Source organism: Streptococcus sanguinis (genome assembly GCF_020729725.1).
GTDB classification, from domain to species: Bacteria; Bacillota; Bacilli; order Lactobacillales; family Streptococcaceae; genus Streptococcus; species Streptococcus sanguinis_V.
Genome location: NZ_JAJEPA010000018.1, coordinates 1 through 2,370 on the forward strand (window position 1 = coordinate 1; position 2,370 = coordinate 2,370).

Below are 2,370 nucleotides of genomic sequence, written 5' to 3' on the forward strand. Positions count from 1 at the left end.
CAACAGTAGGCGTGTACTTAGCCGTCACTGGGGTACCATTCTTATCTACTCGCTTAACAACAACTGGGTCTGGTGTCCCAACAAATTGCTTGTCCGGTGTGAAAGTAACAGAACCATCTGGTGCTACTTCAAAGGTACCGACATTTGGAACTTCCTTGCGTTTGCTTCCATCATCGAAAGTCGCTGGAGTATCATTATCCAGTGGTACATTCGGGTCGCCACCGACAAAGTTTGGTTTACCCGTTTGTGGTCGGCCTTGTGGACCAGTGCTAGTTGACGTAGTAGCTGTTGGAGTTACCTCTCTCACTACTGCTTGGTACTTGACAGTTGCTGGTGTTCCATTAGCATCAGTCCGAGTCAATTCGAGTTCAGGTGTTTCACCCTTGAATTGTTTGTCTGGAGTGAAAGTTACCTTGCCATCTGCATCCACTTCGAACTTACCAACATTCGGCACTTCTTTAACTGCAGAACCATTATCGAACATCGGAGTTGAACCTGCCGGGAATGGAACTAATTTATGCCCTGGCGTGAAGGTAACTTTCCCTTCTTGAACTTGGCCTTGAAGTCCTTCTGTCTTGTCACCAGTACCGGTCGGAATAACAGCAGTCACAGTCGCTTGGTAGTTAGCCTTAGCTGCTGTGCCATTAACATCGGCACGGCTGAGTTCGATTTCCGGTGTCTTACCAACAAACGTTTTAACTGGAGTAAAGGTAACATTACCCTCTCCGTCTACTTCGAACTTACCGACTTTGGCAATTTCTTTGACATTCGTGCCAGTGTCAAAGACTGGCGTACTGTTTTCTGGGAAGCCGACTTGCGGATTTCCTGCTTCAAAAGTAATCTTACCTTTTTGAACTTGGCCTTGAAGCCCCTCTGTCTGAGCACCTGTGGCTCTTGGAGTGACTTTTTCAACAGTTGGTGTGTACTTAGCCGTCACTGGTGTACCATTCTTATCTACCCGCTTAACAGTTACCGGATCTGGTGTACCAACATATTGCTTGTCAGGTGTGAAAGTAACAGATCCATCTGGCGTTACTTCGAAGACTCCGACATTTGGAACTTCCTTGCGTTTGCTTCCATCATCGAATGTCGCTGGAGTATCATTATCCAGTGGTACATTCGGGTCGCCACCAACAAAGTTTGGTTTACCTGTTTGAGGGCGGCCTTGTGGGCCTGTACTGGTTGAGGTGGTGCCTGTTGGAGCTACCTCTTTCACTACCGCTTGGTACTTGACGGTTACTGATGTTCCATTGGCATCAATGCGAGTCAATTCGAGTTCCGGTGTTTCACCCTTGAATTGTTTGTCTGGAGTGAAAGTCACCTTGCCGTCCGCATCCACTTCGAACTTACCAACATTTGGCACTTCTTTAACTGCGGTACCATTATCGAATAATGGAGTTGAACCTGCTGGGAATGGTACAGAGGCATGACCAGGTGTGAAGCTAACATGACCTTCTTGAACCTGACCTTGCAATCCTTCAGTCTTATCACCAGTACCAGTTGGAGTTACCTTGGTAAACTCTGGACTGTAGGTCGCTGTCATTGGAGTACCATTCTTATCCATCCGCTTAACGGTGACTGGATCTGGTTTACCTACAAATTGCTTGTCTGGCGTGAAGGTCACTGCGCCATCCGGAGTGATGGTATAAGTTCCTTGACCTGGAATATTCTTTTCCTTGCTGCCATCTCCGAAGGTTGGCTCTACTGTGTCATCGATTGGAACAAGTGGGTCGCCGCTTGCGAAGGTCGGTATGCCAGTTTGAGGAAGGCCTTGTGGACCTGTGCTGGTTGCATTGGTACCTGTTGGAGTTACTTTAGTAAACTCTGGACTGTAAGTTGCCGTCACTGGAGTGCCGTTCTTGTCCACTCGCTTCACTGTGATTGGGTCCGGTGTGCCTACAAACTGCTTCTCTGGCGTGAAAGTCACTACGCCATCTGGAGTGATGGTGTAAGTTCCCTGACCTGGAATCTTCTTCTCCTTACTTCCATCTGCAAAGGTTGGCTCAACTGTTTCATCAATTGGAACTAGTGGGTCCGCAGCTTTGAAGATTGGAGTTCCTGTTTGCGGGATACCTTGTGGACCGGTGCTAGTTGCGGTAGTTCCTATTGGGGTCACTTTCTCAACAGTAGGCGTGTACTTAGCCGTCACTGGGGTACCATTCTTATCTACTCGCTTAACAACAACTGGGTCTGGTGTCCCAACAAATTGCTTGTCCGGTGTGAAAGTAACAGAACCATCTGGTGCTACTTCAAAGGTACCGACATTTGGAACTTCCTTGCGTTTGCTTCCATCATCGAAAGTCGCTGGAGTATCATTATCCAGTGGTACATTCGGGTCGCCACCGACAAAGTTTGGTTTACCCGTTTGTG

1 pseudogene is annotated in these 2,370 nt (G+C 47.9%); it reads right to left on the reverse strand.

Annotated features, from left to right (window positions below):
* Positions 1-2,370 (reverse strand): annotated as a pseudogene (locus K4I03_RS10015) (CshA/CshB family fibrillar adhesin-related protein); the annotation flags it as partial.